Raw genomic sequence first — 20,954 nt, 5'->3', positions numbered from 1 at the left:
TTCCTTTTTTCCAAAAAGAAAGACGCCTGCTTGGGGAAGCAGGCGTCGCTGTAGGGTGTATGGAAAGCGCTGTTACACGTTTGCGGCTTCGTTGGCCTCGGTGATGGCGGCCTTGCTGAGCAGATCGTTGGCTCGCTTCTCTTCGGTGAGCGACATCTCCAGCAGTTCGTAGGCCTCGTCGAGCTTCATGCGCTGCGACCAGCTGCAGAGGCAGCCGTAGGTGGCGATTTCGTAGTGCTCCACCTTTTGGGCGGCGCAGATGATAGCGGCGTCGTTGGCGGAGCTGCCTTCGAAGTCGCCGAGCAGTTCCTTGGCCTCCTTGATCAAGCCTTTGGTGGCTTGGCAGGCGCTGCGCTCCGGCTCCACCTCGATGATTTCGAAGATGCGCTCCAGGCGCTGGATCTGGGCTCTGGTTTCGGTCAAATGCTCCTCGAGTCCGGTCTTCAGGTTTTCCGACTCTGCCGCTTCGATTTTGCTGGGCAGAGCTTCCAGGATGCGATGCTCGGCATCGTACATATCCTTTAGCTGGTCGATGAATAGTTCTCTTAGTTTCGTGTCCATATCAGGTTAAGTTGGTTTCGGTTGTCTCTTCTTCGGTACGGTTCGTCCGCTTCGACTCCCTTCTTTTGCATAGCTCGCGCCGGAACGGAGAAAAGCCCATGCGGCGGCGCTTCGCCCTCGGGAAACGACAGTGGATCCGTGCCGTGAGCGGCGACGTCGGTGCCCTATTGCAATCGAACGCGATGCAGCCTGCACGACCGCTTCGGCCAGTGACGGTGTCAGCGTGCGGCGAGGCGCGTCACGACGGGATGTAGCGACGCGATGGATACGGTTTCTTAAATCGCTCTCTAGCTGCAGGCCGCAACCCGGGAGGGACCGTCGTCGGATGGCTTTTCCTTTCGGGGAGCGGCGCGCTTCTCCAGGCGTTGATGGGCTTTATCCATATCCTGTATCCAGTTTTCCAGGTACGATTTGCCTAGCCCCAGTGCGTTGGCCTTTTCCAGATAGAAGTCCGCCAGCTTGAGATCGCTTTCCTTCAGGTAGTCGAAGGCCAGCTGCTGTTCGATGCCGAACAGTGTGGCACGCGGATCGTCGGCGAAGGGTCCGGTCTGCTCGTCGGGTTCAGGCAGCTTTTGCTCGGCCTCGATCAGGCGGGCTTCCAGCGTCTGCTGCATGCGACTGTGGCAGAGGCGGAGCTGAGCGATGGTTTCGATTTGGATGCTGGATTCGTCGCGCCATTCGAAGTAGGCCCGCCCGTAGGCAGCTTGGGCGCTGCGAGCGGCGTTGATGGCGAAACGGATCAGGGAGAGGTCGAGAGTGAAAGTCTGGTCTTGGTTTGAGTTCATGATGGCATCGGGCATGCAGCTCGCGCGCCATCCTCGTCGTCTGAGGTGGGGAAGCTGGCGTTAGGCTGGCACGCCTTGGCCGAGCAGATTCTTCACCGCGTTGCGCAGGGTATCCGGTTCGAGCGGCTTCTCCACGTAGTTGACGCTATCGTCATCGATAAAGTGCTTGAGGGCTTTTTTCGCGGGGGAGGCGCTGACCATGAGTATGGGCGCGTCCACCTTCAGGGCTCGCAGCTGGGAGATGAACTCCACCCCGTCCATGTCCATGAGCTTGGAGTCGAGGATGATCGCTTCGAAGGAACGGGTAGCGGCGAGCTCCAGGGCGGCGGCCCCCGATTTCTCGGTGGTCACGTCGTAGCCGCTCTTGCGCAGCGCGAGCTGGAAGGTGGTGAGGATGGCAGGCTCTTCATCGATGAGCAGGATCGGCACCTTGCAGGATCTCTTGGCGAGACTGACGGTTGCAGCGCTCGATTTGGAAATGGTTTCATTTTGCCCCATGGTGAGTTTGGTTGGATTCGGGTACGAGGAGCGTAGCCTACTGATACAATTCGCAGCAGTCTTGAGTTGGAATGCACTGTGACTGATGCGAGATGCAGCTTGTTCCCGCCCACCATGTGGATCAATTCAATTAGCCTATGCCTAACGACGGATACGTAGATCCGTTTTGCTTTCCGAGAAGGCCATGGGCAGGGTCACGCGGGCCGTGACGCTCTCGTCGTCGCTCTCGATCTCCAGGCGGCCGAGCAGCAGGTTCGTCAGGCGTTTCGCGATGGAGAGCCCGATGCCCTCGCGTTGGACAGCGTAGGAGAGGGGAGCTGAGTCGCCATCCGACGAGGCGAGGGAGTCGGCGTCCGGGGGCTGGCTGTCGTCGACGGCGTCGTCTGGGCGATGGAAGCCGTTGATTTGCTCGTTCGCCCGCGAGGCGAGCTCCATCTGCTCCGCGATGGGGATGGCGGATCGCGAGGGCTCGAAGGGTCCGGAGTTGCGCACGCTCACCGACCAGGCTTTTTCGGCTGGGTGGAGCTCCCACTGTATGGAGACGTCTCCATCTCGGGTGAATTTCAGGGCGTTGTGCACCAGATTTTGCAAAATGCGGCTGAATTTGGCGGGGTCGGTCTCCACCGCCAGGGCGCTCGGCCCGTCGACCTTCAGGTTGATGGATTTCGAGTCGGCCACGACCGCGTAGGGCGAGAGAGTGGTTTCGATGAGCTTCGCGGCATCGACGTTTTCAGGGCAGGCCGCGTTTTCTCCTGACTCCAAGCTGTTGTGGTAGCGAATGTCCTCGAGGATTTTCAGGGCCCGTTCGAAGCCCTCGGCGAGGTGTTCGTTCAGGGAGTCGCCGTTCGAGCTCTGGCCGTTTTGGGCTACCATCCGGGCGATGTTGGAGAGAATGCCCAGGTGGCTCGCCAGATCGTGGCTCGCTTCCGCGTAGCGCTTGCTCTGGGAGTCGCACAGTTGGCGCAGGTCTTGGATGGTCGTTTCCAGATCCTGGGAGTGGCTGCGCGCTTCGTCCTGCCGGATCTGCTCGTATTTCTCCACGCTGAGGTTGATGCCCTCCGAAATGAGGTCGGCCAAGGTGCGCAGGGCCGCTCCGAAGGGCTCGACGGACCATTCCGGCTGAAGGGTCACGGCTCGGGAGAGCTCGTCCAGAATGGCGCAGCGTAGGTGGTTCCAGTCCCGTACCACCTGGGCGATGGTGAAGCCCTGCTGCCAGCGGCTCAGTCCGTGGGCCTCCAGCTCCTCGCGATGGCGCGTGGCTGCGTCGCACGCGTTTTCCAGCTCGGCGTTTCGAAGCTGCGTGTCGAGGGCGTCCAGGATGTCGGGAATGTGGTCGAGAAACTCCTTGCTCGAGAGCGTTGTGGCGACGTTCAGGCTTCGGTCGCTGCGGGCTCGGTTCTGCCAACGCTGAAGGATATCGGAGCGGTTCTGGCGCAAATGGTCGGCGAGCAGATGGCGTTTTTCCTCGTTTTCCTTCGTCGATTTTATATCCATTCCCCTGAAAGTTGCACAATGCATGCCGGTGCGCCTGTGAAGAACGGAGAATTTCATGAAGACGATAAGGGTCGGTATTGTTGACGATCATCCGTTCGTGGTGAAGGGGCTCGCCGCGTATCTGGAGGAGGACGACGGCTTGCAGCTGGCGTGGACCGCTGGCGAGGAGGAAGCCGCCATGAAGCTGCTCCATGAGCAGCCGGTGGATGTGGTCATCCTGGATTTGAAGATGGGCGAGGCTCGTTCAGGCTTCCATATCCTGCAGAGGCTTTCGCAAAGCTCGCTCGAGACGCGAGCCTTGATCCTGTCCGGATACGCTCCGGCGACTTTGGTGCGCGAGGCCGCGGCGCTCGGGGCTTCGGCCTATTTCGCCAAGACCGATCGCAGCGAGGAGATCGTGCAAGCTGTGCGCACGCTTGGCGAAGGGCCGGTGACCGGCCTGCTGGGGCCGTATCGGGACATCGCCAAACCCGACATCTACGTGGAGCTCAGTTCCAGGGAGCGGGACGTGCTGGTGGAGATCGCCAAGGGCAAGTCGAACGCGGCGGTGGCTAAGGATCTGCACTTGAAGGTCGGCACCGTGAAGACGCATCTGGAAAGCATCTACAGGAAGCTTGGCGTGACCAGTCGCACCGATGCCATCAGGACTGCCCTTTCGGACGGCTATTTCTCAGTGGAGGACATGCAAAGCCAGCAAGGCGGCCACTGAAAATGGCAAAACGCACCATAATCCGCGTGGGATGATGCAAAACGCATCGAACTTTTGCCATCTTTTCCTCCGCTCCCCTTGAGCCGCGATTGGCGCGATTCGTGTAGTGGAAAGAGGCATGGAATTAAAAACTCACCTTAAGCGCCTAGCCTTTCTCTCAATTTTCTGCCTGTCCTTTCTTTTCGCCGGTTGCGGCGATGGAGACGATTTTGACGACGCAGTGGACGAAGCGGAAGATGCTGCCGAAGACGTAGCCGACGAAACGGGAGACGCCATGGATGAAGCGGCGGACACCGCTGAAGACGCTGTCGACGAAGTGAAGGACGCTACCAACTAGCGCCCGCTTTTTGCGTACTGCCTTGAAAAGCAACGGCCCCAAGTCGGAAAGTCCGGCTTGGGGCGTTTTTGTTGAAAAGACGCTGTTGAAAACACGCTTACGGAAAGCCGCTTCGGTCAGACTCTCGAAGCGGCTTCTTCGTGCTCTTCGACCTCGCTCTCGTGGTCTCCGTCGTGCTCGGGGTCGAGCGATGGCTTGCGTTTGCGCTTACGGTAGAGGGTGGTTTTGTTGATGCCTAGGATCTCCGCCGCTTGCTGGTAGCTCTTGGCGTTGGCCAGCACCCCGTTGATGTGAGCTTCTTCGATTTCCTCGAGCTTGAAGTCCCCTCCGATGGTCAGTCGAGACGTGGGCCCGCCGCTGGCGGATCCAGCGCGCACCTCGGGCGGCAGGTCGTCGACCTCGATGCTCCCGTTGTCGCAGAGGATCAGGCAGCGTTCGACCACGTTGTGCAGCTCGCGCAGGTTGCCGGGCCATTCGTAGTTCCTCAAGGCCGACAGGCACGCGTCGGAAAAGGCGCATCCGGAGCGGCCCTGCTGTTTGGCGTGGTAGTCTAGGAAGTTTTGGGCGAGGGCAGGGATGTCGGCCGGGCGCTCAGCCAGGGACGGCATCACCACGGAGATGACGTTCAGTCGATAGAAGAGGTCTTCGCGGAAACCGCCCTCGCGAGTGGCCGCCTGCAGGTCCTTGTTGGTGGCGGCGACGATGCGCACGTTGCCCTTGCGGGTCTTGGTTTCGCCCACTCGCTCGTATTGCCGCTCCTGCAGAAAGCGCAGCAGCTTGGCCTGGATCTCGAAAGGCAGGTCGCCGATCTCGTCCAGAAAGAGAGTGCCTCCGTCCGCGGCTTCGATCTTGCCCCAGGTGTCCTTGACCGCCCCGGTGAAGGCGCCTTTGACGTGGCCGAACAGTTCGCTCTCCAGAAGTTCCTTGGAGAGGCTGGGGCAGTGCACCACTACGAAGGGCTTCTCGGCGCGTTCGCTGAGCAAGTGTATCCGTTTCGCAAGTACCGTTTTTCCCGTTCCGCTCGGTCCGAGGAGCAGCACCGTAGCGTCGGACGGGGCAGCCCGTTCGGTCAGCCGGTAGATGTGCTGCATGGATTTCTGGTCGGACTCGAAGATCACCGGAGGCGACGCTCCGCTGACTTGGGACTCGAGCTCCACGACCTTGGTCTCGAGGGAGATGTTCTTTTGCACGCGCTCCAGGGCTTGGCGGATTTGCTCCGGCACGAACGGCTTCAGCACGTAGTCGAAGACTCCCTTCTTGGTGGCTTCGATGGCGGTGGATATCGAGGAGTAGGCGGTGAAGATGATGATTGGCACGTCGTGTCCGCTGGCTCGGATCTTGTCGAATACCTCCAATCCGTCTTCCGAGCCGAGTCGCAGATCGAGGAAGACGACGTCGATGCGGTTTTCATCGAGCTTGCGAATCGTCTGGGTCCCGCTGTAGGCGGAGAAGGGCTCGTGCCCCATGGCCTTCAAGGCGATTGACGTGGTTTTGTGGATGTTGGCTTCGTCGTCTACGATCAGTACTTTCATCGATGGTAGCAGTGGAGGGTGTCGGTCAGGTTGTTAGGGGAGCTGTCGGAGCGAACGGCGGAAGCGCCTGGTTCCCAGAGGAAGCAGGCGTCCGATAGTGTATATTTATTTTGGATACGATCAGCGGGGCGTCCTTCCTCGCACGGCGCCAGCGATGGCCGAAACCACGAGAAGCACGAGAAAGATGAAAAAAAGAATCTTGGCGACTCCTGCTGCCGCTCCGGCGATTCCTGTGAAGCCGAGCAAGCCGGCGATCAGGGCCACGACGAGAAATGTAAGTGTCCAGGAAAGCATAGTTTCAGTTGGTTGATAGTTAAGGTTACAGTTCGTCAGTGTCCCTTGCTTGTATCGTGCCAAACGTCTCCGCAAAGGGTTCCCTGATCGGGAGCGAGAGGTTCGCGAGCTAGGCCTCGGCAGGCTGGTTGGCGGTGGAGCGCTTCGCGTGCCGGCAGGCGAAGCGGGATGGATTCAGGCCGGTGCAAAATGCAGTCAATGAGGGCGAAGCGCAACGAAGTTTTCGCGGATTTTGGGCAATGTCCGGTGGACAAATGCATTTGGTTTGCTAGGTCTTTGTAAAGGAATCGTTTATGAAACAAGTTGCCGAATTGCTCTCGAAGGACGTGTCTGGAATCCTCGAAAAATGGATAGCGTTGCAGGAAAATGGAGGCGGCGTCGGGAGGAACGCCATCTCGCGTGACGAGCTCGTTTCGCAGTCCAACGACTTCCTGAAGCTCTTCGCCGAGGCGGTGGCCTCCGGCAAGAGCGAGATCGAAGACGAAGCCTGGGACGAGACCCTGATGATGTTGCGGGAAGTCGCCATGTATCGCAGCCAGCGCGGGCTCAAGCCGAAGGAGACGGCGACCTTCGTCCTGTCGCTGAAGGAGGCTTTGTTCGAGCGGGCGCTTTCGCAGAAGTCCAGCAGCAAGCTTCTCGAGCAGCTGTGGAGCGTGACGACCTGCGTGGACAAGCTCGGCCTTTACGTCATGGAGCTTTTCATCGAAAAGCGCGAGGACGTCATCGAGCGTCAGCGCGAGGAGCTGCTGGAGGTTTCCACTCCGGTGGTTGAGCTTTGGACGGGCATCCTGGCTCTTCCGGTGATCGGGACCTTGGATAGCGCCCGAGCTCAGGCGGTCATGGAGGCCCTCCTGCAGGCGATCGTCGACTACGAGGCCAAGATCGCCATCATCGACATCACTGGCGTGCCCGCTGTGGACACCCAGACTGCCCAGCATTTGCTGAAATCGGTCCGGGCGGCAGAGTTGATGGGTGCCCAGTGTTACATCAGCGGGGTGCGTCCGCAAATCGCGCAGACCATCGTGCAGCTCGGCCTCGATCTGGGCGGCATGCAGACCAAGGGATCGCTGATGAGCGCCTTCCGCCAGTCGCTGACCCAGCTCGGCATGAAGGTAGCCGAGAACTCCTCTTCGAACGGCTAGTCGCGGGCCAGGCCATGCAGAGCAAGATACCGATTCTCAAGCTAGGCGAGTTTCTCTTGGTGAGCATTCAGGTGGATGTGCATGATCGCACTGCCTTGCAGCTCCAGGAGGACCTCTCGAACGAGATCTCGCGCCGACATTCCAGAGGCGTGCTGATCGACATTTCCAATCTCGAAGTTGTGGATACGTTCATGGGACGGGTCATTTCGGACATCGCAGCGATGGCCAAGGTGCTGGATGCGGAAACGGTGGTCGTGGGCATGCGGCCGGCGGTCGCCATGACCTTGGTGGAGCTGGGTCTGGAGCTGCCCATGGTCCACACGGCTCTGAATCTGGAGCGTGGCATGGAGCTGCTGAGCGCCCACCTCGAGAAAGGAGATGACTAGCGAGGAGAACTTTCGCGAATCGATTCCATTGCGAAGGGATTCGGATGTCGCCAAAGCTCGCGTCTTGATTTCGCAATGGGCTCAGCGGCAAGGATTCAGCGCGGTGGAAAAGACCCGAGCCATGACGGCGGTGAGTGAGATCGCCCGCAACTGCGTCACCCACGGCGGTGGCGGTTCTCTGCACATCAGCGTTCTCTATCGCGGGGACAAGCCGGGCTTTCGTATCCAGATCGTGGATCAGGGTCGTGGCATCGAGGATGTGGAGCTGGCGATGACGCGGGGCTACAGCACCGGCTCGGGACTGGGGCTGGGCTTGGGCGGAGCGAAAGCGCTCTGCAATCGGTTTTCCATCGAATCGAACGCTGGCAAAGGCACAACCGTGGTGATGGACTACTGGCGATGATGCTGCCCACGCGAATCGAAATCGATGATCAGAGTCGCGTCTCGCAATGCCGTCGGCGAGCCAAGGCTTTGGCCCGCTCCTTGGGTTTCTCCGAGGTCGACCGCGAGCGCGTGGGCATCGCGGTGTCCGAGGCGGTGAGCAACGTCTTGCGTCATGCGGGCAGCGGCGTTTTTCTGGCGCAGCCCAGCCGCCTCTTCGCAGAGCCCTGCCTAACCGTCCTGCTATGGGACCGTGGACCGGGCATCTCCAATCTGGACCGTTCGCTGGAAGACGGCTATTCCTCCGCCGACGGGCAAGGAATCGGCCTGGGGGCCATGAAGCGGCAGTCCGACGGCTTCGAGCTCTATTCCAAGCCCAAGGGCGGGCTGGTGGTCAGCATGCGCTTCCGCAAACGGGGCCCGATGAAGCGTTCCGCCTCGCCAGACGTTTCATACCGCAACGTGTTCGCCACCGCGATTCCCATGCCGGAGGAGGCCGATAGCGGCGACGCTTGGGCGGTGGAGAAGCGCTCGGGGGTGTGGAAGCTTCTGCTGGTGGACGGCTTAGGGCACGGGACCAAGGCGGCCAAGGCGGCCCGGCTGGCGGTCGAGAGATTCGGGACCGTGGCCGATCTCGCTGGCGAATCGATCATGTATTCCCTGAACGACGCCTTGAAGGGCAGTCGCGGCGCAGTTGCTGCAGTGGCGGAGATAGACGAGTCCCGAGGACGGCTTCGCTTCACGGGTGTCGGCAACATATTTGGACGACTGTTCACGAATGGAGCCCTGTCCACCATGACCTCGTCGAGCGGCATCGTGGGCTACCAGATGCGTACCGTCAGCAGCTATGAATTTGATTGGAATAAAGACAGCATGATCATCCTCCATTCCGATGGGATCGGCAGCAAATGGCTCTTGGACAGCTATCCAGGGCTCGCGTTCAGCGAAAGCTCGATCGCGGCGGGCGTCCTGTTGTCTGATTTCAGGAAGCAGAGCGATGACAGTTCCATACTGGTCTTCGCTCCCCGCGGCCAAACGGACAGGGAGGCCGAGCTCTAAAACCGGAAATGCCTTTTTCAACTGCCAGCCGATATACGATCGTCTCCTCGATCATCGAAAGCGAGGAGGACCTGGCCACCAGTCGCCGGGTGGCGTATCGCATCAGCGAACGCCTTGGTCTGGACGAAGCGACGCAGACGCGGCTCGCTACCGCGGTTTCGGAACTCACCCGCAACGCTCTGAAGGTCTGTCGAGGCGGAACCATTCGGTTCCAAATCGATATCGAAAGCGAACCGCAGGAGCTGGTGGTTTGCGTGCACAGCGACTATCCCGCAGAGGATGGCAGCGCTCAGACCAATGGCAGGACGCGCAGCCTGCGCGAGGGCTCGCTGGGGCTGAAGGAAAGCCGTCGCTTGGTCAGCCGTCTTGAGGTGGAGGAAGTGAAGGGAAGGGGCGGACTGATCCGTCTCTATGTGGCTTTGCCCCGCACCGCGCAGCGCCTGAGCTTGATCGACGCCAGCGGCATTCGCGAAGAGCTGCTGCACACCGGGGAGCTCGACCCGATGGCCGAGCTCAAGCGCCAGAATCACGAGCTGCTCGCTTCGCTGCAGCTGATCGAAACGCAGAAGCGGGAGCTTTCGCGCTTCAACGAGGAGCTGCGTCGCAGCGAGGACAAGCAACGGCGCACCGCGGAGAAGCTGCACGCCATTCTCGAAAATTTGCCTGATTCCATCGTGCTCTACGATCCGGATGGGAAATTTGAATATAGCAACGGACCGGCTAAGACCTTGGCCGAAGTGAGCGGCTCTCAGGTCCCCTTCGGGTTGGAGCCCTTGCTGGAGCAGGCGATCCGCACGGGAAAGGACTACTTGCCCGAAGGGCGTGAATCGGTCCTGCAGGAGAAGGTCAACGGGGAGGATCGCTATTTTCTTCCGCGAATCATCAGTCTGCTCGGCACGGAAGACGCATTTCGCGGGGCCCTGCTGCTGCTGCGCGACGTGACCAATCTCAGGCTGATCGACGACCTGAAGTCGGACCTGATCGGCACCGTGAGCCACGAGATCAAAGGGCCGGTCACCTCGATTCGCATGGCGGTGCTGCTCCTGCTCGACAAGACCTTGGGTGAGCTCAACGATGACCAGCAGGAGCTGGCGGAGACGGCCAAGTCAGAGATCGAGCGTCTGCTGCGCATGCTCAACAACCTGCTCGACGTGCAGCGTTATTCCAAAGGCGAGTTCAGCCTGCGCCGCACCCATGTCTCGGTGTCCAAGCTGGTCGAGACCTCCGTGGCCGAAATGTCGCGCGACGCTGGCAAGCGCGGGGTGGAGCTCGTGAGCGAAGTCCAGGCGGATATCGCGGATCTGGAGCTTTTCGTGGATCGAGAACGCGTCAACTACGCCCTGAACAACCTGCTCTCCAACGCCATCAAGTATTCGGAGACCGATGGCGAGGTCGTGGTGGGCGCTAGGCGCGTGCAGGGCGACTGTATCCAATTGTCCGTTACGGACGACGGCCCTGGCATCGCGAGGGAGCATCAGCAGCTCATTTTCAATCGCTACGCGAAAGCGCCGGGCAATCGAAAGGCGGGCGTCGGACTGGGGCTGGCGCTTGCCAAGGAATTCGTGCAGCTGCACGGCGGCGTGATCAGAGTGCAGAGCGAGCTGGGCAGAGGAAGCTCCTTCTACATCGACCTGCCGATAAAGTCCGAGCAGGAACTGCTTGCGGAAAAGAACGACGACTAGACGTCGCGTTTCAAAACGCCTGGATGACTTCGAAGGCGTCTTGTCATGGAAAAGTGGTTACGTCCTGCAACGAACGCATCGGTGCGGCTTCGGGGCGATCGCGGCACGGCGGGCGCCGGCAAAAAAAAGAAACGCACCCTCGCGAGGATGCGTTTCGTTTAGGCAGGAAGCCTGGTACGGCTCCCTATGTGGCTCCTGATTGGTGAAAATGCGTTTGTTCGTATTTTGGTCCTTATGCCCTGCTACTTGCGATGCGGACGTCTAGTCCTTTTCGTGAGCGGCGGGCTCGGAATCTTTCACTTCCTCTTCGAAGCGTTCGCTGGCGGCGTCCGCCGCTGATCGCGCCGCGCGAGTGGCTTCGTCTTTGGCCCGGCTGGCCGCTGAGCGAAGCTTCTGTCCGGTTTCGGCGATCTTGGATCGTTCCTTTCGGCTTCGCGGGATAGCCAGGCCCAGGGCGACCCCGGCGGCTACGGCTCCTGCCATGTAGGCGAGTGGGTGACGCTCGAAGGAGCTCTGCACGCCTTTCTTGGTTTCCGCCGCCTTCGCAGCGACTTGATCGCGCGTTTGGCTGTAGCGGGCCTTGGCGTTTTCGGAGGTGTCATGCAAACGCTGCTTGGCTCCCTCCGCGAATTCGTTCGCAGTGGCGCTCGCCTTGTCGCGAGCGGCGCTTAGCTTCTCGCCAGCTCTTTCCTTGAGACCAGGCTTTGAGGCGGAGGAGTGGCTTTCGAGCCAAGGCTCTTCGCCCGCGTCCTGCGCCGCGGTGGTTGTGCTTGTGTTGCTTTCTCTCATAATCGATTTGGCTTCGGTTGTCTGTTTCAGGCTTTTCTTAAAGTGGTGAGGGGGATGATTCCTCTGCGGACTGATTTGGGCTTGGGGATCGGCGCTTGTCCGCCTGCTTGCTGCCTCGGGCGAAAAGGGCCACGCCGATCAGGATGGCCAGAGTCGGGATCGGGTTCTCCTTAACCGTCTGAGCGGCTTTGCGGGCGAACTGGGAGCAGCGCTTGTTCAAGCTTTCCAACAAGGCCTCCGAGTGCTCGTCCACGTAGTGCTCCAGCAGATGCCTCGGGTTCAGCTCCTCTCCGATTTCGTGGATGGTGTGGGACATGCGGTCGCGCGTCGCGGTGATCTGTCGCTGCAGCTGATCGCTGGACCGCTCCCTCCGGTCGAAATTCTCTTGTATCATTTGCTGATTTCCTCCGCTTGGTTGGCGATCCACTCGGCATGTTCCTCGATGGTGGAGAGCGTTTTCTTGGGGATGATCTGGTCCGGCGAGAGCTTGTTTTTGCTTCGCTTGGCCAGAATCGCTCCGGCGATCCACAGCAGCAGGGCCAAGCTCAAGGTGCAGACCCAGGCGGCCGTTTCGTAGCTGAGCGCTTCCGGCGCGAGCAGCGAGATCGCCAGAAGGTCGATGCCCAGAAAGGTGAAGAGAGCCCCCATGCTGCAAACGCCAAATCCAAGCAGGGCGGCTCGAAAGCCTGCGGCCGCGTTTTCCGCGTTCTCCTCCATCTCTTGACGGAAAAGCTGCGTGGTGGAGCGGAGCAGGTGGGCGAATTCGTTTCGAAGATCACTGAACAGGCTCCCCAAGGGTGGCTTGTGGCTGCTGCGAGGTTCTTGTTGACCGATCATGGTAAATGGAGGGTGTGAGCGAGCGCTCAGGCGTTCGCGGGTTCGTCGTCTTTGGCGGAGGCGATGACGCGTCCGGCCAGAAAACCGCAAACGGCGGCGGCTCCCAAGGCGATGAACGGAGAGCTGCGAACCCGGTCTGCCGAGTCGGCTAGAATCGCCTCAGGCTCGGAGTTTCGCACGTAGTCGGCCGCTTCATGGATGCGCTCGGCCAGCTCTCGGGTGATCTCGGCAGGCTGCCTCTCTTCGTTTTCGCTCAAGCTTTCGGAAGCCCTGGACAGAGCGGATTCGTAGTGGCTCATCCGGTCGGAGACCTGCGTTTGCACGCGTCTGCTGATCTCTCTGGATTTGTTTTCGAACACCTCTCGAAACTCCCGCTTTCGCTCGCCGATCCAGTCCGCGTTGCTAGGCTCCGCCTGCTGCTGGTGAGGCTCGGGTTCCGTGTCTGTCAGGTTCTCTGCGCTTTGGTTCATCGTCGTGACTGTATTGGTTTTTCTGGGTTTTGGATTGGGTGACGGTACGTTTGCAGACTTGATGCCGTTTTCCGGTAGGTGCCCATAAGGCGCAGAAGATCAGTTGGATAAAAATCTTCAGGCGGTCCTGCCTCCATCTCCGCCTCAGGCGGGCAACTGCATGTGGCCCCGAATGCACAGGTTCGATATGCAATTTGCATCTCGCTTCGGGGATTGTAAGCAAAGTTCGAATACGCGCCGCTTCGCTTAGTTTCATTGCCCATCTGCCGATGGGGGGGCTATGTCCAGCATCACCGCCAAGCGAAGTCTCCTCAGTCGTGTCAGCACCAGCCTGCTGGGCGTCGCTCTGCTGCTGCTCGCTCTTCGGCTCGGCGCGTTTCCCTTGCTCAAGGCAGGGCTTTGCTTTTCCGGGGCTGTTTTTGTGGTCGTCGGCGCCGTCGGCTCTGCTCGCTTCGCCTTTTCCAAGGAGTCCTGGGGGCGGGCTGCGGACCGTTTGATCTTCTTCTTGGCGGACGCAGCGGAATCCTTGGACGCTTTGGTCAAGCCGCGCGGCTAGGGCCGAGGTTTTCTCGCCAGTGGCGACAGCTCTAGAGCTGCTCCTTGAAGAGCATTATCAGTTTTTGGAAGAGCTTCTTTCCCATGTGAGGCGAATGGAGGTCCTGCGGATTGATCGGTTCGCTGAGCAGTAGGTCCTCTTGGTAGTGCTGGTCGAGCGTTCCAGCGATTTCGCGGTCGAAGATGACCAAGGCGATTTCGAAGTCCTTCTTGCGGGAGCGCTGGTTGAAGTTTGGCGAGCCGACGCAGCTGATGGCGTCGTCCACGCGGATGACCTTGGCGTGGATCATGGAGCGCTGGTAGCGACGCAGGGTGATTCCCTCGACGTCCGCTAGAGGGCCAAGGCATTCGTCGGCGACGAAGTATTCGAAGCGCTTGTCCAAATGCTCTCCGGGAAGTAGTATTTCGATGGATACGCCCTGAGCGGCCTTCTTCTTGAGCAGTTCGATGTTGGGAGAACGGATATTGAAGTAGGGGGTGGTGATGGTGAGCTTCTTTTTGGCTACCACTATCAGAGACTCGAAGACCAGCTCCATCTCGCTTTGGTGGGTGGCGGGCGAGGAGCGGATCACTTGGACTCGAGTTTGCCCGACAGGCTCCGCTGGGGGAAAGGTGTCCCGATCCGGCAGACGCTCGCCTGAGATGTCGATCCAGTTGTTCCAAAACGCCCCGCACAGTCCGGCTACCGCTGGTCCTTCGATGCGAAAGTGGGTTTCGCGCCATTGCGAGGCGTCGCGGGCGTCACCCTCCCATTCCTTGGCGATGCCGACTCCACCGGTGAATCCGACTTGGTTGTCGCAGACCAGAACCTTCCGGTGCGTGCGCTTGTCGTAGTCCCAGAATCGCAGCTTCATGGGACGGAACCAGTGAAGATGCACGCCTGACTGGGTCATGGTTTCGACAAGATCGGAGCTCATGCGCGAGGCGCCGTGATCGTCGAGCAGGACCTTGACCTGCAGGCCTTGCTTGGCTTTCGCGGCGAGCAGCTCGGAGAATTCCTTGGCGACGTCGCCGGTCCAGTAGACGTAGGTTTCGAAGAGGATGGAGCGGCGGGCGTTTTCGATGGCCTCCAGCATGGCGGGGAAGATCTGGTCTCCGTTCTTGAGCACGCTGATGTGGTTGCCATCGGTGAACGGCGCTCCGATGGTGTGTTCCAGGTAGCGGAGCTGGTGGAATTCGGACTTCGGGGCGCCGTGTTTGATTTCGGTTTCTTCGACGGTTTTCATGAGCGCGCGAGTGGTGTCGTTCGAAGCTTGGCGCTCGAACTGCATTTGTGGTGGTTATGAGCAGGTCTGGAACAGCGGAGACGGTTGAGGTGACGAGAATGGATGAGCAGCAAAGCAAGCGGGAGGAAATCGAGCGTCTGCAGCGCATCGCTCACTTCTTCGATTCCGCGTTCGCCATCCCGGGCACTTCGCTGCGCATCGGTTGGGATAGCATCATCGGCTTGATACCTGGAGTGGGGGATCTGATCGGCATGGCCCCGCTCGCCTTCTACCTTCGATTGGCCCGAAAGTACCGTTTGGGAGGTGGGGTGTACGCCCGTCTGATCGCGAACCAAGGGCTGGATTTCGTCCTTGGCACCATTCCGGTGGTAGGCGACCTCTTCGACTGGGGCTTCAAGGCGAATGCCAGAAACGCCAAGCTGCTGATCGAGCGCCTGGAGGCGTAGCGATCTGTTCGCTGCGCCGTTTTCAAAGATGTCCGCCATAATGCCGGACTGCGCTACAAAAATCGCGCCAGAAGACCGTCTCCTGCGAGCTTTCGGAATGCAGAATGCGGCCCACCGCCTCTCTGTCGCGGCGCCATAGGGGCTGTCGCTGCGGTGTGGATCTTTACGTATACGGAGATTGGATACGAAGGGAGCATGACGTCCTAGCGACCCAAGCGAAACGGGGGGCGCGTAAGACGCGCCCCCCTTTCCTCCTTGTTTTGTCCCTCTTCCCGATCGTATCGGAAAGTGTTTGCCCGGTCTCAGACCGCTCGGCTTCGCAGCGGGTTTGGTTGATCGTCAACCTGCTGGTGGTTGTGACCGAGCCGATCGTTCAGTTCGAGATCGAGGGTGCGGATCTGGCAGAGGGCGCTTGAGCTCAAGGTGAGGTGCTCGTAGGCGTAGGTGGCCGCCGCCAGCTCTTCGATCAGGACGCGTGCCCGCTCGCAGTTGAGCTTGCCGGAGAGTTGGGCGGCGAGCACCCGGCTGCACCCGCGCTTGATGGCGGAGCGGAGTTCCAGCGGAAGCCACTGCTCGGACTGGATGTTCTCCAAGATGAAGCTGATCCGCTGACAGACTGAGAAGCTCGACTTGAGCGTGGGAAACCTCCGTGGCGACCACTCGTTCGCGAGTTCGCGGGGACGTTCGTCGGTCGGAAAAGGGCGGATGTTTGTCTTCATGAAGTTGGATTCCTGGGTTTTGCGATTTTCGTTTTATGGGCCGTCGGTTGAGTTGGATTGACGACACTCGTTGCATGAGCCCGTCGGTCTCTACAAAATCCGCGCCAGCTGCGTGGCGAGGCCATGGATTTCGTCGAATTCCCAGAGGCGTTTGGGCAAGCTCTTCTGCAGCTTCCGAGGTACGGTTTTTGTTCCTCGTTTTTTTCAGGAAAACGGATTGCAAAGAGCATCGCCCTGGATTGCAGAACGCGTTGGGAAGGAACCCTTATTTGCTGAGAATGATGGCGAGCGGCCGGGAGCTTTCGAAGCTATTGGCGGCGGACTTCACGGCGACCAGTATCGGCACCGCCATGACCGCTCCCGGCACGCCCCAGAGCCAGCCCAGAAACAGCAGCACCAGAATGATGAAAATCGGGTTGATGGAGAAGGACTTGCCTAAGATGAGCGGTGTGAGGAAGTTGCCTTCGATGACGGTGAGAACGAGGTAGATGCTGGGAGGAAGCAGGGCGAGTTCGAGGTTCGGTTGGGTGCTGAGGGAGGCGAGGGCCAGCAGGCCTACGCCGGCGAAGGCCCCCAAGTACGGGATGAAGTTCAGCAATGCCGCGATGGTGCCCCAGAGCACTGGGCTCTCGAATTCGAGAAGAAACAAGGCGAATCCCACGCTGAAGCCGAGCGTGGCATTGATGATGGTCACCGTCACCAGATAGCGCGAGACGTTCGCTTCCACCACTCGGGCCGTCTCCACCGAATGACGTTTTCCTGCGAGATCCGGAGACGCTTCGACGATGCGCTTGAGCAGGAGATTGCCGAACGCCAGCAGGAAGAAGAGCAGGATCATCGTGGACAAGGTGGCGCCGATCACGATGGGGGTCTGGCTGAGGACGATGTCGATGATATTCGTTTCCTGGATACGAACGAGGACCGGCTCCTTGCCTTCCCCGTCCGATTTGGTCATCTTGTTGAGCTGCTCCGTGGCTGCGTTCACGTTTTCCACCGGCCGCTTGAGAACGCTGGATATGCTCTCGAGCTTATCGAAGCTTTCGGGGGCCTTTTCCAGCCAAGTGATGGCTGGGCCGGTCAACGCGATGATGGCGTAGAGGGTGGCCAGGAAGCTCGCGCCTACCACGAGCAGGGCGGCCAGGACGCGCGGGATCTTCATGCGGACTAGGATACGGACCGCCGGTACGAGGGCGTAGCTGAGCAGCAAGGCTGCGAACACGGGCAGCAGGAACCCGCGGGCGATGTAGAGCGTCGCCAGAATGATGATGGAGGATACGATGAACTGCAGCTTAGGCTGGAGCGAGAAGCGTTTGCTTTCGGGCTTGGGCGGCGAGGCAGGCCTTTCCGTTGACGCTATGGTTTGCATGCCGAATCAGTTTCCCCGTGCGGGAGACGCTCGAGCGATGAGCGAGTCGGGACCTGGGTTGGGTGGCGATGCGATGGCTGCGCGGGCCGCGTTCGCGTCGGTTGCGGTGAGGCGATGAATGATGGGCTTTGGTGCCATGAGGTGGAAACGGTGAGCTGCCATCGGCAGCGAGACCTAGAGTTGGCAGCGAGTGGGCTGCTTGGGCTCGACGTGGCTGAAGATCGATCCGACAGCCTTTGCGAGATTCGCGCCACCCGCCCTCCGGACGAGAGGAAGTCGCCTTAGCGGAGCGGTTTGCCGTTTCGAGAGGTTTCGCCGTCCGTTTCCTGTTGCGTTGCGCACCCGACGATAGGCGCCGAGTCGCGCAGCGCAACTTGGAAGGTGTAGTGGGATCGGGACTACGACTCGCGCCTGCCCGGCACGGTCGCGAGACGCGGGCGGGGTCAGACGCTTTTATGATTTTGGTACTTGGGGGCTCCGTCGTGGTGGTTGCGCGGGTGGTCCTTCGCGTTTCGATCGATACGGGAGGACCTGTTTCGCTTCTGCGTTTTCTTGTGCAGGAAAATGCCGATCGCGAATAGGGCGAGCGACACAAGTCCGAACAGAAAGAGCAGTTCTAGGATCGTTCTCATGGTCGATAGGCTTCATTTTTCGCGCCAGAGCGCGGACTTGGGCCGCTCATGAGGGATACGCTGGCGTGTCGCCCCGGGGCTCAAGCCGTTGGGCGTCGGTACGAAAGGAGTGCATCGATCCGTTCTGTTCGTGCAAAGCGCAAGCGCAGCAGGCTTGATGGTGCAATGCGCAAGCATGTCGGTTCGCTCACGACGGACTGGAAGGGCGGGAGAAGCGTTGGCGCTGTTCGTGCAAATGGGGTCGGTATCCTTGACGTTCGAATACGATGCAGTCCCTGCCGCGCCCGGTCGTCTCGAAGCCGTTTCGTGAAGAGCTCGGGGCGACATTTCGGAGGCGCGGTCTAGTGATACCTCGCGTTTCCTTCAGCACGATTGATTCATGAAACTCCTTCCTCAGCACCTTGTTTTGTATAAAAAGATCGCCTGGCTCTTCGTTCGCCACGCCAAGCCGGCGATCGTGGAGCAGACCAATTTCGCCAACGAAGCGGACTGCGATGAAGCGTCAGGGGGCGACCCGGAGGAGTTTGTCGATTCGCTGGAGAAGATGGGACCGACCTTCGTGAAGCTCGGTCAGCTGCTTTCGACGCGAGGGGACCTCATGCCGTTGCGTTTCATCACTGCTCTGGAACGGCTGCAGGACAATGTGGATCCGGTGGACTTCGCCACGGTGCGGGAGGTGGTGGAGCAGCAGTTGGGCGTTCGCATCAGCAAGGCGTTTTCCTGGTTCTCCGAGCAGCCCGTGGCTTCGGCGTCGCTGGGGCAGGTGCATCGGGCTCGGATGCGAGACGGCCGCGAGGTTGTAGTGAAAGTTCAACGACCGAACGTGTTGAATCGCATTTCGACGGATTTGGACGCGCTCGAGGCCATCGCCAACTATGCCGACGATCATACAGAGCTGGGGAAGAAGTATCGGTTTTCCGGCATCATCGAGCAGTTTCGCCGGAGCTTGATCGAGGAGCTCGACTACGAGTGCGAAGCGCAGAACCTCTGGAGGATGAAGAACGTGCTGGAGCGTTTTTCGAAACTGTTCGTTCCGCAGCCGATCGAAGGGTTTTTCACGCGCAAGGTGCTCACCATGGAGTACGTCGACGGCATGAAGGTCACCGAGCTTTCCGGAGTGTCCAAAACCGAGTTCGAAGGCGAGTCCTTGGCGGAGGAACTGTTCAAGGCCTATCTCCATCAGGTGCTGGTCGAAGGCTTCTATCACTCCGATCCGCATCCGGGAAACCTGCTGATCACGCCGGACCACCGGGCGGCTCTGATCGACCTAGGCATGGTGGGGCGTTTGAGCGAGTCCATGCAGGACAATCTTTTCGGCTTGCTCACCGCCATCAGCGAAAACGATAGCGATCGCGTTGGCGAAGTGGCGCTGCGCATGTCGGATACCAAGGAGCTCACGCAGCCGAGGTCCGCCTTTCTAAGCGAGATCGCCGACCTGGTGGGCCGCTCTCACGACGCCGCGGTGCGTCACTTGCAATTTGGCTCGGTGGTGATGGAGGTCATGCGCATCTGCGCCGAATACGGGCTGCGGATCCCTCGCGAGATTTCCATGCTCGGCAAGACCTTGCTGAATCTGGATCGGATCGGACAAAGCCTCGCCATGGATTTCAATCCGCGCGACTGCATTTCGAAGAATCTGAACAGCATCGCTCGCTCGCGTTCCTTCGAAACCTTGAAGCGCGGCAGCGCCATTTCCTTGCTGCTGGAGTTCAAGGAGCTCGTGGCGAAGTCGCCCCAGCGTTTGAACGACTTGCTGGCGATACTTTCTGAAAACCGCCTGCGGCTCGATGTCGACGCCGTGGACGAGGCCGCTCTGATCCAAGGGTTTCAGAAGATCGCAAATCGTATCGCCTTGGGGGCTATCATCGGGGCCTTGATCGTGGGCGCGTCCTTGATGATGGATATCGATTCGAGTTTCACCGTGTGGGGGTATCCGGGATTCCCGATGCTGCTCTTTCTCGTGTCGGGGTTTTTCGGGCTGCTTTTCATCCTGTCGATTCTTCGGCACGACGAGTGAAGCCGCAGGGCCATCGATTTTAGGAGAAGCAATGCAAAACCAACGATCGACGGTGCGCGATGCATCGTCGGGTAGCTTCCCGATGCGGGGATACGTATCGGATTATCAAATACGAAGATAAATTCCCCTCGCGTACTAAAGGAAGCTCCCGGTTTTTTCCAGACGCTGAAAAAGTTGGCGCGGTTCTGGCGGTTTTATGAGGAGATGAATTTCTGTGGAGAGCCTCTGAGGAGGGAGGTCCACAAATTGAAGGCGGTCTTTGAGGAGGGGCCGCCTTCTTCATTGCCTAGGCTCGAGCGGCGAGCTGCGTCGGGCGGAGGGGAAACTGGCCAGCAAAAGCAGCGGGAGAGCGGCTACCGTCTCGGCCGCTATTTCTTCGCGATGATGTAGACGGCGTGCACGATGCCCGGGATGTAGCCGAGAATGGTTAGCAGGATATTCAGCCAGAAGTGGAAGCCGATGCCGACTTGGAGGAATACGCCCACGGGCGGGAGGATGATTGATAGGATGATTCTTAAAAGGTCCATGATGGTCGGGTCAGGTGTTGGATTTGGAGTCGTGGTTTCGAAGGAGGGCAGGCTTGTGGGATGCGCAGATCTCGCCCATGCCGCCACCGGACTAGCATAAAGCGAACCAAGGCCGGTCCGCCACCGCATCCCCGACGTGACTGATCGGGGCGGTCGCATGGTCGCCTCGGTTTGGGCGCTTGCGGCGGTGTGAAAGGCTCCGTCTCGCTCGCTCGAACGTCAGCGGATCTGTGACCGCTCGACTGCTTCGTGGCTTTCCACCGGGCGAGTTTCGCAGGTCGACCCCCGCCGGTCTGGAGGCGGATTTGTAAAGAAAGTCTTAGAAAGAGAAATAAAGACAACTTTATAAGGAAATGGCTTGATATCACGAATTCTTATCCTAGGTTCGTATTCAGTTTCGAACACATCGCTAGAACGGCAACACGATCAACACGCTAAGGGGCTTTACCCGACCGCTCGGACACCGATCCGGCATCACGACTGATCGATTGAAGTTCTAGCGAGGCTCGA

General features: G+C 59.7%; 26 protein-coding genes. 10 read left to right on the top strand and 16 right to left on the bottom strand.

Annotated elements, in window-relative coordinates:
- Window positions 1-72: 72 nt before the first annotated feature.
- From QEH54_RS13315 to QEH54_RS13300, 4 genes are all read right to left on the bottom strand, one after another.
- Complete coding sequence (locus tag QEH54_RS13315; RefSeq protein WP_309019180.1) at window positions 73-561, bottom strand: ferritin-like domain-containing protein; 489 nt, start codon at window positions 559-561, stop codon at window positions 73-75.
- 287 nt (window positions 562-848) lie between these two features.
- Window positions 849-1,346: a hypothetical protein gene (locus QEH54_RS13310; protein WP_309019179.1), complete on the bottom strand. Its 498-nt coding sequence runs from the start codon at window positions 1,344-1,346 to the stop codon at window positions 849-851.
- Between the two features lie 60 nt (window positions 1,347-1,406).
- Window positions 1,407-1,844, bottom strand: a complete 438-nt coding sequence (locus QEH54_RS13305) for a response regulator (RefSeq protein WP_309019178.1) — start codon at window positions 1,842-1,844, stop codon at window positions 1,407-1,409.
- 141 nt (window positions 1,845-1,985) lie between these two features.
- Window positions 1,986-3,338 (bottom strand): sensor histidine kinase, encoded by a 1,353-nt coding sequence (locus QEH54_RS13300; RefSeq protein ID WP_309019177.1) that lies wholly within the window; start codon window positions 3,336-3,338, stop codon window positions 1,986-1,988.
- A gap of 55 nt (window positions 3,339-3,393) precedes the next feature.
- Here QEH54_RS13300 and QEH54_RS13295 point away from each other — a divergent pair, with 55 nt between their 5' ends.
- Together QEH54_RS13295 and QEH54_RS13290 are read left to right on the top strand one after the other, a co-directional pair.
- Complete coding sequence (locus tag QEH54_RS13295) at window positions 3,394-4,047, top strand: response regulator transcription factor (protein WP_309019176.1); 654 nt, start codon at window positions 3,394-3,396, stop codon at window positions 4,045-4,047.
- Window positions 4,048-4,165: 118 nt separating this feature from the next.
- The gene (locus QEH54_RS13290) at window positions 4,166-4,384 is read left to right on the top strand and encodes a hypothetical protein (RefSeq protein ID WP_309019175.1); all 219 of its coding nucleotides are present in this window, start codon (window positions 4,166-4,168) and stop codon (window positions 4,382-4,384) included.
- Between the two features lie 116 nt (window positions 4,385-4,500).
- On the opposite strand, the gene QEH54_RS13285 is transcribed toward QEH54_RS13290, so the two are convergent.
- Both QEH54_RS13285 and QEH54_RS13280 read right to left on the bottom strand, forming a co-directional pair.
- A complete protein-coding gene (locus QEH54_RS13285) occupies window positions 4,501-5,916 on the bottom strand; it encodes a sigma-54 dependent transcriptional regulator (RefSeq protein WP_309019174.1) in 1,416 nt (471 codons plus the stop codon).
- 120 nt (window positions 5,917-6,036) lie between these two features.
- Window positions 6,037-6,210, bottom strand: a complete 174-nt coding sequence (locus QEH54_RS13280; protein ID WP_309019173.1) for a DUF1328 domain-containing protein — start codon at window positions 6,208-6,210, stop codon at window positions 6,037-6,039.
- Window positions 6,211-6,503: 293 nt separating this feature from the next.
- On the opposite strand from QEH54_RS13280, the gene QEH54_RS13275 reads away from it, so the two are divergent.
- Genes QEH54_RS13275 through QEH54_RS13255 form a run of 5 tightly spaced genes read left to right on the top strand, consistent with a single transcriptional unit; the run spans window position 6,504 to window position 10,860 of the window.
- Window positions 6,504-7,352 (top strand): STAS domain-containing protein, encoded by an 849-nt coding sequence (locus tag QEH54_RS13275; protein ID WP_309019172.1) that lies wholly within the window; start codon window positions 6,504-6,506, stop codon window positions 7,350-7,352.
- A 14-nt stretch (window positions 7,353-7,366) separates the two neighbouring features.
- Window positions 7,367-7,738 carry an STAS domain-containing protein gene (locus QEH54_RS13270; RefSeq protein ID WP_309019171.1) on the top strand — a complete coding sequence of 124 codons (372 nt, stop codon included), beginning with the start codon at window positions 7,367-7,369 and terminating at the stop codon, window positions 7,736-7,738.
- Entirely contained in the window at window positions 7,731-8,141 is a 411-nt protein-coding gene (locus tag QEH54_RS13265; RefSeq protein ID WP_309019170.1) for an ATP-binding protein, read from the top strand. Before QEH54_RS13270 ends, QEH54_RS13265 begins: the two co-directional genes overlap by 8 nt.
- Complete coding sequence (locus tag QEH54_RS13260) at window positions 8,138-9,178, top strand: ATP-binding protein (protein WP_309019169.1); 1,041 nt, start codon at window positions 8,138-8,140, stop codon at window positions 9,176-9,178. The genes QEH54_RS13265 and QEH54_RS13260 overlap by 4 nt, the downstream gene beginning before the upstream one ends.
- Before the next feature lie 8 nt (window positions 9,179-9,186).
- Window positions 9,187-10,860 (top strand): ATP-binding protein, encoded by a 1,674-nt coding sequence (locus QEH54_RS13255; RefSeq protein WP_309019168.1) that lies wholly within the window; start codon window positions 9,187-9,189, stop codon window positions 10,858-10,860.
- A gap of 261 nt (window positions 10,861-11,121) precedes the next feature.
- On the opposite strand, the gene QEH54_RS13250 is transcribed toward QEH54_RS13255, so the two are convergent.
- Genes QEH54_RS13250 through QEH54_RS13235 form a run of 4 tightly spaced genes read right to left on the bottom strand, consistent with a single transcriptional unit; the run spans window position 11,122 to window position 12,956 of the window.
- Window positions 11,122-11,649 carry a hypothetical protein gene (locus QEH54_RS13250; RefSeq protein WP_309019167.1) on the bottom strand — a complete coding sequence of 176 codons (528 nt, stop codon included), beginning with the start codon at window positions 11,647-11,649 and terminating at the stop codon, window positions 11,122-11,124.
- 37 nt (window positions 11,650-11,686) lie between these two features.
- Complete coding sequence (locus tag QEH54_RS13245) at window positions 11,687-12,043, bottom strand: DUF3618 domain-containing protein (RefSeq protein WP_309019166.1); 357 nt, start codon at window positions 12,041-12,043, stop codon at window positions 11,687-11,689.
- Window positions 12,040-12,486 carry a phage holin family protein gene (locus QEH54_RS13240; RefSeq protein ID WP_309019165.1) on the bottom strand — a complete coding sequence of 149 codons (447 nt, stop codon included), beginning with the start codon at window positions 12,484-12,486 and terminating at the stop codon, window positions 12,040-12,042. The genes QEH54_RS13245 and QEH54_RS13240 overlap by 4 nt, the downstream gene beginning before the upstream one ends.
- Window positions 12,487-12,512: 26 nt before the next feature.
- Window positions 12,513-12,956 (bottom strand): hypothetical protein, encoded by a 444-nt coding sequence (locus tag QEH54_RS13235; RefSeq protein WP_309019164.1) that lies wholly within the window; start codon window positions 12,954-12,956, stop codon window positions 12,513-12,515.
- 280 nt (window positions 12,957-13,236) lie between these two features.
- Between QEH54_RS13235 and QEH54_RS13230 the strand changes: the two genes are divergently transcribed.
- Window positions 13,237-13,512, top strand: coding sequence for a hypothetical protein (locus QEH54_RS13230; RefSeq protein WP_309019163.1), 276 nt, complete (start codon window positions 13,237-13,239; stop codon window positions 13,510-13,512).
- 31 nt (window positions 13,513-13,543) lie between these two features.
- Here the strand turns inward: QEH54_RS13230 and QEH54_RS13225 are convergent, their stop codons facing one another.
- A complete protein-coding gene (locus QEH54_RS13225) occupies window positions 13,544-14,782 on the bottom strand; it encodes a phospholipase D-like domain-containing protein (protein WP_309019162.1) in 1,239 nt (412 codons plus the stop codon).
- Between the two features lie 11 nt (window positions 14,783-14,793).
- Here QEH54_RS13225 and QEH54_RS13220 point away from each other — a divergent pair, with 11 nt between their 5' ends.
- Window positions 14,794-15,183 carry a DUF4112 domain-containing protein gene (locus tag QEH54_RS13220; RefSeq protein ID WP_309019161.1) on the top strand — a complete coding sequence of 130 codons (390 nt, stop codon included), beginning with the start codon at window positions 14,794-14,796 and terminating at the stop codon, window positions 15,181-15,183.
- A gap of 302 nt (window positions 15,184-15,485) precedes the next feature.
- On the opposite strand, the gene QEH54_RS13215 is transcribed toward QEH54_RS13220, so the two are convergent.
- The 4 genes from QEH54_RS13215 to QEH54_RS13200 all read right to left on the bottom strand — a co-directional run bounded on the left by QEH54_RS13215 (window position 15,486) and on the right by QEH54_RS13200 (window position 17,900).
- The gene (locus QEH54_RS13215; protein WP_309019160.1) at window positions 15,486-15,902 is read right to left on the bottom strand and encodes a hypothetical protein; all 417 of its coding nucleotides are present in this window, start codon (window positions 15,900-15,902) and stop codon (window positions 15,486-15,488) included.
- A 265-nt stretch (window positions 15,903-16,167) separates the two neighbouring features.
- Complete coding sequence (locus QEH54_RS13210; RefSeq protein ID WP_309019159.1) at window positions 16,168-17,268, bottom strand: AI-2E family transporter; 1,101 nt, start codon at window positions 17,266-17,268, stop codon at window positions 16,168-16,170.
- 6 nt (window positions 17,269-17,274) lie between these two features.
- Complete coding sequence (locus tag QEH54_RS13205; RefSeq protein WP_309019158.1) at window positions 17,275-17,406, bottom strand: hypothetical protein; 132 nt, start codon at window positions 17,404-17,406, stop codon at window positions 17,275-17,277.
- A 305-nt stretch (window positions 17,407-17,711) separates the two neighbouring features.
- Window positions 17,712-17,900: a hypothetical protein gene (locus tag QEH54_RS13200; protein WP_309019157.1), complete on the bottom strand. Its 189-nt coding sequence runs from the start codon at window positions 17,898-17,900 to the stop codon at window positions 17,712-17,714.
- Window positions 17,901-18,279: 379 nt separating this feature from the next.
- On the opposite strand from QEH54_RS13200, the gene QEH54_RS13195 reads away from it, so the two are divergent.
- A complete protein-coding gene (locus QEH54_RS13195; RefSeq protein WP_309019156.1) occupies window positions 18,280-19,917 on the top strand; it encodes an AarF/ABC1/UbiB kinase family protein in 1,638 nt (545 codons plus the stop codon).
- A gap of 368 nt (window positions 19,918-20,285) precedes the next feature.
- Here QEH54_RS13195 and QEH54_RS13190 read toward each other — a convergent pair whose 3' ends face one another.
- Window positions 20,286-20,444 (bottom strand): YqaE/Pmp3 family membrane protein, encoded by a 159-nt coding sequence (locus QEH54_RS13190; RefSeq protein ID WP_309019155.1) that lies wholly within the window; start codon window positions 20,442-20,444, stop codon window positions 20,286-20,288.
- Between the last annotated feature and the right edge of the window lie 510 nt (window positions 20,445-20,954).

It is taken from the genome of Pelagicoccus sp. SDUM812003 (assembly GCF_031127815.1).
In the GTDB taxonomy this organism is placed as follows: Bacteria; Verrucomicrobiota; Verrucomicrobiia; order Opitutales; family Opitutaceae; genus Pelagicoccus.
Note: the sequence above shows the minus strand (reverse complement) of the source record. Positions and strands in the feature narration are given on the sequence as shown.

What these genes read in the sequence shown, in the direction of transcription:
- QEH54_RS13315 (WP_309019180.1), bottom strand. Translation starts at nt 561, where the DNA reads ATGGACACGAAACTAAGAGAACTATTCATCGACCAGCTAAAGGATATG.
- QEH54_RS13310 (WP_309019179.1), bottom strand. Translation starts at nt 1,346, where the DNA reads ATGAACTCAAACCAAGACCAGACTTTCACTCTCGACCTCTCCCTGATC.
- QEH54_RS13305 (WP_309019178.1), bottom strand. Translation starts at nt 1,844, where the DNA reads ATGGGGCAAAATGAAACCATTTCCAAATCGAGCGCTGCAACCGTCAGT.
- QEH54_RS13300 (WP_309019177.1), bottom strand. Translation starts at nt 3,338, where the DNA reads ATGGATATAAAATCGACGAAGGAAAACGAGGAAAAACGCCATCTGCTC.
- QEH54_RS13295 (WP_309019176.1), top strand. Translation starts at nt 3,394, where the DNA reads ATGAAGACGATAAGGGTCGGTATTGTTGACGATCATCCGTTCGTGGTG.
- QEH54_RS13290 (WP_309019175.1), top strand. Translation starts at nt 4,166, where the DNA reads ATGGAATTAAAAACTCACCTTAAGCGCCTAGCCTTTCTCTCAATTTTC.
- QEH54_RS13285 (WP_309019174.1), bottom strand. Translation starts at nt 5,916, where the DNA reads ATGAAAGTACTGATCGTAGACGACGAAGCCAACATCCACAAAACCACG.
- QEH54_RS13280 (WP_309019173.1), bottom strand. Translation starts at nt 6,210, where the DNA reads ATGCTTTCCTGGACACTTACATTTCTCGTCGTGGCCCTGATCGCCGGC.
- QEH54_RS13275 (WP_309019172.1), top strand. Translation starts at nt 6,504, where the DNA reads ATGAAACAAGTTGCCGAATTGCTCTCGAAGGACGTGTCTGGAATCCTC.
- QEH54_RS13270 (WP_309019171.1), top strand. Translation starts at nt 7,367, where the DNA reads ATGCAGAGCAAGATACCGATTCTCAAGCTAGGCGAGTTTCTCTTGGTG.
- QEH54_RS13265 (WP_309019170.1), top strand. Translation starts at nt 7,731, where the DNA reads ATGACTAGCGAGGAGAACTTTCGCGAATCGATTCCATTGCGAAGGGAT.
- QEH54_RS13260 (WP_309019169.1), top strand. Translation starts at nt 8,138, where the DNA reads ATGATGCTGCCCACGCGAATCGAAATCGATGATCAGAGTCGCGTCTCG.
- QEH54_RS13255 (WP_309019168.1), top strand. Translation starts at nt 9,187, where the DNA reads ATGCCTTTTTCAACTGCCAGCCGATATACGATCGTCTCCTCGATCATC.
- QEH54_RS13250 (WP_309019167.1), bottom strand. Translation starts at nt 11,649, where the DNA reads ATGAGAGAAAGCAACACAAGCACAACCACCGCGGCGCAGGACGCGGGC.
- QEH54_RS13245 (WP_309019166.1), bottom strand. Translation starts at nt 12,043, where the DNA reads ATGATACAAGAGAATTTCGACCGGAGGGAGCGGTCCAGCGATCAGCTG.
- QEH54_RS13240 (WP_309019165.1), bottom strand. Translation starts at nt 12,486, where the DNA reads ATGATCGGTCAACAAGAACCTCGCAGCAGCCACAAGCCACCCTTGGGG.
- QEH54_RS13235 (WP_309019164.1), bottom strand. Translation starts at nt 12,956, where the DNA reads ATGAACCAAAGCGCAGAGAACCTGACAGACACGGAACCCGAGCCTCAC.
- QEH54_RS13230 (WP_309019163.1), top strand. Translation starts at nt 13,237, where the DNA reads ATGTCCAGCATCACCGCCAAGCGAAGTCTCCTCAGTCGTGTCAGCACC.
- QEH54_RS13225 (WP_309019162.1), bottom strand. Translation starts at nt 14,782, where the DNA reads ATGCAGTTCGAGCGCCAAGCTTCGAACGACACCACTCGCGCGCTCATG.
- QEH54_RS13220 (WP_309019161.1), top strand. Translation starts at nt 14,794, where the DNA reads ATGAGCAGGTCTGGAACAGCGGAGACGGTTGAGGTGACGAGAATGGAT.
- QEH54_RS13215 (WP_309019160.1), bottom strand. Translation starts at nt 15,902, where the DNA reads ATGAAGACAAACATCCGCCCTTTTCCGACCGACGAACGTCCCCGCGAA.
- QEH54_RS13210 (WP_309019159.1), bottom strand. Translation starts at nt 17,268, where the DNA reads ATGCAAACCATAGCGTCAACGGAAAGGCCTGCCTCGCCGCCCAAGCCC.
- QEH54_RS13205 (WP_309019158.1), bottom strand. Translation starts at nt 17,406, where the DNA reads ATGGCACCAAAGCCCATCATTCATCGCCTCACCGCAACCGACGCGAAC.
- QEH54_RS13200 (WP_309019157.1), bottom strand. Translation starts at nt 17,900, where the DNA reads ATGAGAACGATCCTAGAACTGCTCTTTCTGTTCGGACTTGTGTCGCTC.
- QEH54_RS13195 (WP_309019156.1), top strand. Translation starts at nt 18,280, where the DNA reads ATGAAACTCCTTCCTCAGCACCTTGTTTTGTATAAAAAGATCGCCTGG.
- QEH54_RS13190 (WP_309019155.1), bottom strand. Translation starts at nt 20,444, where the DNA reads ATGGACCTTTTAAGAATCATCCTATCAATCATCCTCCCGCCCGTGGGC.